This window comes from Methylophaga sp., assembly GCF_965655755.1.
GTDB lineage: Bacteria > Pseudomonadota > Gammaproteobacteria > Nitrosococcales > Methylophagaceae > Methylophaga.
Genome location: NZ_CBFHHW010000046.1, coordinates 2712 through 10050 on the forward strand (window position 1 = coordinate 2712; position 7339 = coordinate 10050).

Sequence of the window (7339 nt, forward strand, 5' to 3'; positions counted from 1 at the left end):
GGCTAACCGTGCGCTGGGATGTTATGTACTCGACATAAAAAACGATGAAACAAAAACATTTCTTGCTCCTGTGACCGTGCTCGCCACAGGGGGCGCTGGGAAAGCTTATCTGTACACCAGTAACCCGGATGTCTCAACCGGTGATGGTATCGCCATGGGCTGGCGTGCGGGTTGTCGCATAGCGAATATGGAGTTTATACAGTTTCATCCAACCTGCCTGTTTCATCCAAAAGCAAAATCATTCTTGATCAGTGAAGTATTACGTGGTGAAGGTGCCAGATTATTACTCGCTAATGGGCAACGATTTATGGAGCGCTTTCACCCTCAGGCTGAACTGGCGCCACGTGATGTCGTGGCAAGGGCGATTGACTACGAAATGAAGCGACTCGGCGATGATTGTGTTTATCTGGATATTTCCCACAAACCGAAGTCATTTATTAAAAGTCATTTTCCCACCATCTACAAACGGTGTTTGCAACTGGGGATAGATATGACCAAGGAACCCTTGCCGGTCGTACCTGCGGCCCATTACACCTGTGGCGGAATTATGACCGATCTGCAGGGGCGCACGGACATTCCCGGTTTGTATGCAATTGGCGAAACAGCCTGTACAGGTTTGCATGGTGCCAATCGTATGGCCAGTAACTCTTTATTGGAATGTCTGGTTTTCGCTCGTGCAGCCGCAGACCATATTAAACAACAGCAGCCGCTTCCGCTGTCGCCCCCGGTACCAGCATGGGATGCAAGTCAAGTTTACCCTGCCAAAGAAGCCATCGCTATCAGCCATAACTGGGATGAGTTACGTCGTTTCATGTGGGATTATGTAGGTATTGTAAGGACAACAGAGCGTCTACTTAAAGCAAAACAGCGGCTGGCATTATTGCAAGACGAAATCCGACAGTATTACAGTCAACACCATATAACGGCTGACTTACTAGAATTGCGTAATCTTGCTGATGTGGCAGAACTGATCATAGAGTCTGCTTTAAGGCGAAAAGAAAGTCGTGGATTACATTACAGTCTCGACTATCCCGAGTCACAAACTGATACCAATGCAAGCGATACCATCATTTTCCCCAAAAATCAGGATCACGCAGCTTGACTCTAAGCAGTCGCCAGATATCAGGTTCCACAGCATCTCGGGCAATAAAAACAGGCTTATTAAACCCCGCTTGCAATGGTTTCAAATAGAGTACCAATCCCGGATTGAATAGAACACTCCCCTTAATCATGAATGGGCCTTTTTTGCCTTTGTCTGCAAACTCCAGACTACAAGTATGATCAGAGTGAAACACCAATTTTGTCAGATAGTTTCGACAGGGTAACCACTGATATTGACGCGCTAAAAAAATGAAATGAACCAACACCAGTAATATCAAAGTAATACTGACTAAAAGCTGATCCAAAACCAGCCAGACGCTGCCGAAAGCTAAAATGTGGATCGCGAATAAATAAGTCAATATCAGCGTAGATCGCCTAATCCAGACTGTCATCCTTGAAAAGCCTCTTTTTTCATCCCTGTTTTCAAATCAATTGAGCAGTTAGAATACTATTCTTAACTTAATAATAGCGATTCTTTATGAGCTGGCAAACCCTGATTCAACAACAAGCCGATCTAGCAACGAACCAATCTCCTGACAGTGATCAAGCCTCTTTAGTACCGTTACCTGATCAGCACATCATTCGCGTTTCCGGTGATGATGCGTCCTCTTTTTTGCAAAACCTGCTGACCAACGATGTTAACGCTTTGCAGCTAAACCAGTCGCAACTCAGTGGTCTGTGTAACCCCAAAGGTCGCTTGCTGGCAATATTCCAGTTAGTGAAACGTGAACAGGATTTTTTGATTGTCTTACCTGCAGAGCTATCCGCGGCGATTGCACAACGTCTGACTATGTTCAAACTGCGTAGCAAAGTTGAGATTAGTCTCTCCGACACATTAGTTGCAGCTGGGATTATTAATCCAGATCAGCTCCTCACTGACTTGCCAGAAGAGGCTATGCAGGGCGTGCAAACCGAGCATGGCTTAATGATGAAGCAACAAGGAGATGTGAGGCGTTACCTTATACTCAGTGAAAAAAAGAATTTTTCGGGCCTGTCTGACTTCCTCAGTAATGGATGGCAATTAACAACGCAGGGGAGTTGGCAGTTGTTGGATATTAAAGCGGGCATGCCAGCCATTTTCAATCTCACCAAAGAACAATTTACCCCCCAACAGGTTAATCTGGATCTGGTAAACGGCGTCAGCTTTAAAAAGGGCTGTTATCCGGGGCAGGAAGTCGTTGCAAGGCTGCATTATCTGGGATCGCCAAGCCGGCGGATGTTTCTTGGCAGTATCGATAGCGATGAGTTACCGCAAGCCAATACGGCGGTAATGAATGATGAAAACACCACCCTGGGCCATGTAGTTCAGGCACAGATAGACGACGATAATAGTATTCTCTGCCAGTTGAGTATGAAACTGAGTTCAATTAATCATGCGGCAAAAATTGAAGGTCAGATAGTCAGACAATTCACAGCATTAGCTGATGAGTCTGATTAATCAATTTCAAGCTTTTTGAGCTTATAACGCAGTGCTCTAAATGAAATACCAAGCTTTTTTGCAGCCGCAGTTTTGTTCCAGCGCGTTGACTCGAGAGCCTGCATGATGAGCTGTTTTTCCTGATCTTCCAGCTTCGATTCAAGATCAGGGACATTACTAAGGGAGGAAAAATCTGTTTTTTGTTGTAAGGATTCTGGATGGTGTTCATGCTCGGGTAACATCAGGTCACCCTCTTCTATCGACTTCCCTTCAGACCACGTCATCGCTCTTTCTAAAATATTTTCCAACTCACGCACATTACCCGGAAAAGCATAATGTTGTAATGCCTTCATGGCTGCCCCAGTGATTTCAGGCTGAGGTTGATGATGGCTATGAGCCAGTCGTTTGAGAATATGATCTGTTAACAAAGGAATGTCCGCCTGCCGCTGGCGTAGCGCAGGCACAGTCAATTCAATCACATTGAGACGGTAAAACAAGTCTTCCCTGAAACTTCCTTCTTTCACACATTGAGTCAGATTCTTATGGGTAGCAGACAAAATACGTACATTCACATTTATCTCCTCATGCCCCCCAACCGGACGAATTGTTTTTTCTTGAATAGCACGTAATAATTTCACCTGCATCATCAAAGGTAAATCAGCCACTTCATCTAAAAATAAAGTTCCGCCGTCAGCCGCTTGAAACAGCCCTTGCTTATCAGCAATGGCACCGGTGAATGCGCCCTTCTTATGACCAAACAATTCACTCTCTACCAGTTCAGCCGGTATCGCACCACAGTTAATTGGGATAAAGGTTTGTTCAGAACGAGCGCCCAACTCATGAATTAATCGGGCAACCAACTCTTTCCCTGTGCCGGACTCACCCGTGATGTAGACAGGTGCCTGACTACGCGAAAGTTTGGTGATTTTGCCCCGAAGTGACCGTATGAGCTCGGTATCGCCAAGCAGTTTATCACGCGAACGGCGTTCTCTGACCTGGGGTTTTTCTGGAGAAAGCTTGAGAGCTGCTGACACCAGATCTTTCAACATTCTGAGTTTTAACGGTTTGGATACAAAATCGAATGCACCTGACTTTAATGCTTCTACCGCAAGATCCATATTGCCATGTGCCGTAATAACAGCGACCGGCAATTCAGGGTATTGTTGCTGAATGGCTCTAACAAAGTCCAAGCCATTGCCATCCGGCAACCGCATATCGGTGAAACATAAATCAAACTTATGTTGTTTCAATGCCTGATGGGCCTGAGCAAGATTTTCTGCTGTCACGCAATCAATCGACATGCCTGACAAAGTCATTGTCAGTAATTCAAGAATATCCGGTTCATCATCAATAACCAGTGCTTGTCGGTTCATTATGCTATGTATTCCTGCCATTCACTCGGGAAGCTTATACGAAAACGACTACTTTGCAACTCATCAGCGATATAACTCAACCGTGCACCATTGGCCTGACATAACTCTCTGGCGAGATATAAGCCTAACCCGGTTCCGCCCTGACGCTTGGAGTGAAATGGTTCAAACAAATGTTCGAGTGCCCCCTTACTGACCCCAGCTCCATTATCGCTCACATCGATATAAATTTCTTTCTCTGAACGGTCAAGCAGTAACGCTATGCGTGGCTCACTCCCCTCCGGCTCTGTCGAGTAATGCCAGGCATTTTCCATTAAATTCCAAAGTACTTGATGCAGTTGTTCCGGATCCATCGCCACCTTTGCCAGAGGAGAATCAATTGTCAGACTAATGTCACTCGGCTTAGCTGTTTTTATTTCGCAGAATTCAGCAACAAATTTTTCCAGCCATGTCGCCAAGACCACTGCAGCAGGCTCAACCGTTTTTCGACGGCTCATTTGCAGAATCGTCTCAATAATGCTGTTAACACGCTCACTGTGACGTTGAATAATATCAGTCAACTTAGTCATACTAGGGTCTGAAGTCTGTTTTTCTGCCAGTAACTCGCCAGCATGACTGATTGCGCCCAGAGGATTGCGAATTTCATGGGCAATGCTCGCCGTCAGTCTGCCCAACGACGCTAATTTCAATTGTTGTGCCTGCTGCGCCATGGCTGAGGTGTTTTCTACGTAAATCAGTATCTCACCACTATCCAGTTTAGACGCTGAAACTTGCACTTCGGGCAGATCAGGCCGGGCTTGAAAGGCTTCAAATGGCTGCGGGTTATGATGTTGCCATAACCAGATTTGTTCAGCCAGTTGTGGCACCATCAGCCGCAAATTAAAACCGGGAAATGCACGTTCAATGCCCAATAAATCTCTTGCAGACTGATTAAACATAGTGACAATGCCCTGAGTATCTATCGCCAGAACACCAATCTGCATACGACTGATAATGTGTTGGTTGAGTACAGCGAGATTCGCCACATCTCTGGCGCGTTGCTCTGCCAATACCTGCGAACTCTGCATCTTATGTGACAACCATTGAGCCAGCCAGGCCGTCACAAAAAATGTTGCTCCCAAGATACCAGCCTGACTGTATTTGGTTACGCCGTCCCCCGCTATCTGGGAATAACTCACTTCGAGCAACACCGCCAAGGTGGCAATAGCAGCAATGAAGGCTGCGAGGCGACCGGGGATTAACGCGCCACCGGCAACGACAACCACTAATAACAAAGACCCCAGGCCTGTAGCCAAACCACCACTGGCGTGGATAATCAGAGTTAGAGCAATAATATCAATGACAAGCTGTAGCTTTATCTGCTTTTCAACATCACCCCAGCGTTTAATAGTGAAAATTAATAAAATTAATGCTGTCAACAAATAAAATTTGCTAACCAATGCATAGAGTTTGGGATCAACCCACCCTAAGAACTCTGGCGGTAACTTGAGATAAAAGACAAAAAACAATACGCCTGCCAGAAAAAAACGGTATCCGGCGAAAACGGTGAGCGCCCGCCAACTCCCGGGGTCCTGTTCTGGCGATTGTATAAAATCGGACGTTTGCGTCATCGCGATTGACGATGTTCCTCAAGATGGTCACGTGAACAAAAGAACTGGCGATTGTCTTCCAGTGCTTCTTTTTCAATAATATGCAAGCCACATTGTTCACAACGCACCATCCGTTCACTGGTTGTCGATGATAGGGACGGCTTTCTGCTCTTTCTGAGCAGATTGCTTATGATGATATACAGTAATAAACCTATGGCCAGTAGAACCAGAATTCGCATCTTTCACCTCAAAAAAAAGGGTACCCTGATAGGATACCCTTTTTCGTGGTTGTATTGGGCTGTTTAGCCTCGTGACGCACGTTTGCGTTCATGCTCAAGAAGTAATTTTTTACGCAGCCGGAGTGACTTAGGCGTCACCTCCAGCAACTCATCTTCTCCGATGAATTCCAATGCCTGCTCAAGGCTCATCCTGATTGGCGGCACCAGATTCACGGCATCATCCGTACCGGATGCGCGCACGTTAGTTAATTGTTTACCTTTCAACGGGTTCACAACCAGATCATTATCACGTGAGTGAATACCAATAATCATACCTTCGTAGACTTCATCTCCGTGACCGATAAACATACGTCCTCGTTCCTGCAGATTGAAGATAGCAAAAGCGACCGCTTTACCGACCCCATTGGCAATCAATACACCATTCATACGCTTACCAAAGCTACCCGCTTTCATAGGCGCATAGTGATCAAAAACACTGTAGATAAGTCCGGTACCCTGTGTCGCTGTCAGAAACTCGGTACGGAAACCAATCAGACCGCGTGAAGGGATAATAAAATCAAGACGAACACGTCCTTTACCATCAGGGGCCATGTCACGTAGTTCTGCACCACGCTCACCCATTTTTTCCATCACTGTGCCTTGATGCTCATCTTCAACATCAATGGTGACCGATTCAAATGGCTCTTCTTTCGCGCCGTCTACTTCGCGGATGATGACTTCGGGACGAGATACGCCCAGCTCAAAGCCTTCACGGCGCATATTTTCAATCAGAACAGACAAGTGCAACTCACCACGGCCTGACACTTTAAATTTATCGGGATCAGTCGGAACCTGATCCACACGTAGAGCCACGTTATGAATCAATTCACGATCAAGACGTTCTTTGATTTGACGCGTTGTGATGAACTTACCGTCTTTACCGGCAAACGGTGAGTTATTAACCTGAAAAGTCATCGTTACAGTGGGCTCATCAACCGATAACGGTGGCAATGCCTCCACAGCACTTGGATCACACAAAGTATCAGAAATATTCAATGGGTCCAGACCGGTGAAAGCAATAATATCACCCGCCTGAGCATCACTGACTTCCTCGCGTTGCAGGCCAAGGAACCCCATTACTTGCTGTACGCGACCATTACGTGTTTTTCCCTCACGATCGATTACTGTCACAGGGGAATTCGTTTTAACACGCCCACGCTCAATACGACCTACACCGATAACACCGACATAGCTGTTGTAGTCCAGAGAGGAAACCTGCATCCGGAATGGGCCATCCACATCAACATTGGGCGGACTTACTTTATCAACTACCAACTCAAACAACGGGGTCATATCGCCTTCACGAACATCATCTTCCATACCCGCAAAGCCATTAAGCCCAGACGCATAAATGACATCAAAGTCAAGCTGCTCATCGCTTGCATCAAGGTTCGCAAACAAATCGAAAGTTTGATTCAATACCCAGTCTGGTCGCGCTGATGGTTTATCAATTTTGTTGATAACAACTATCGGCTTCAACCCTAAAGCCAAGGCTTTTTGCGTAACGAAACGTGTTTGCGGCATTGGACCTTCAGCTGAATCGACCAAAAGCAACACTGAATCAACCATCGACAGAACTCGCTC

At 46.1% G+C, this 7339-nt stretch carries 7 protein-coding genes; 2 read left to right on the top strand and 5 right to left on the bottom strand.

The window, feature by feature from the left end; genetic code table 11:
- Positions 1-1102, top strand: a 1102-nt coding sequence (gene nadB / locus ACTF5U_RS11690) for an L-aspartate oxidase (RefSeq protein ID WP_438971810.1), incomplete at its 5' end; no start/stop codon positions are given.
- Here nadB and ACTF5U_RS11695 read toward each other — a convergent pair.
- Positions 1068-1493, bottom strand: coding sequence for a protein YgfX (locus ACTF5U_RS11695; protein ID WP_438971811.1), 426 nt, complete (start codon positions 1491-1493; stop codon positions 1068-1070). The two genes, nadB and ACTF5U_RS11695, sit on opposite strands and share 35 nt — an antisense overlap.
- Before the next feature lie 86 nt (positions 1494-1579).
- Between ACTF5U_RS11695 and ygfZ the strand changes: the two genes are divergently transcribed.
- Positions 1580-2539: a CAF17-like 4Fe-4S cluster assembly/insertion protein YgfZ gene (gene ygfZ / locus ACTF5U_RS11700; RefSeq protein ID WP_438971812.1), complete on the top strand. Its 960-nt coding sequence runs from the start codon at positions 1580-1582 to the stop codon at positions 2537-2539.
- On the opposite strand, the gene ACTF5U_RS11705 is transcribed toward ygfZ, so the two are convergent.
- The 4 genes from ACTF5U_RS11705 to typA form a co-directional block, all read right to left on the bottom strand.
- Positions 2536-3891 carry a sigma-54-dependent transcriptional regulator gene (locus ACTF5U_RS11705; protein WP_438971813.1) on the bottom strand — a complete coding sequence of 452 codons (1356 nt, stop codon included), beginning with the start codon at positions 3889-3891 and terminating at the stop codon, positions 2536-2538. The two genes, ygfZ and ACTF5U_RS11705, sit on opposite strands and share 4 nt — an antisense overlap.
- A complete protein-coding gene (locus ACTF5U_RS11710; RefSeq protein ID WP_438971814.1) occupies positions 3891-5498 on the bottom strand; it encodes a sensor histidine kinase in 1608 nt (535 codons plus the stop codon). Before ACTF5U_RS11710 ends, ACTF5U_RS11705 begins: the two co-directional genes overlap by 1 nt.
- Entirely contained in the window at positions 5495-5716 is a 222-nt protein-coding gene (locus ACTF5U_RS11715; protein ID WP_438971815.1) for a PP0621 family protein, read from the bottom strand. Before ACTF5U_RS11715 ends, ACTF5U_RS11710 begins: the two co-directional genes overlap by 4 nt.
- A 63-nt stretch (positions 5717-5779) precedes the next feature.
- Positions 5780-7339, bottom strand: a 1560-nt coding sequence (typA, locus tag ACTF5U_RS11720; protein ID WP_438971816.1) for a translational GTPase TypA, incomplete at its 5' end; no start/stop codon positions are given.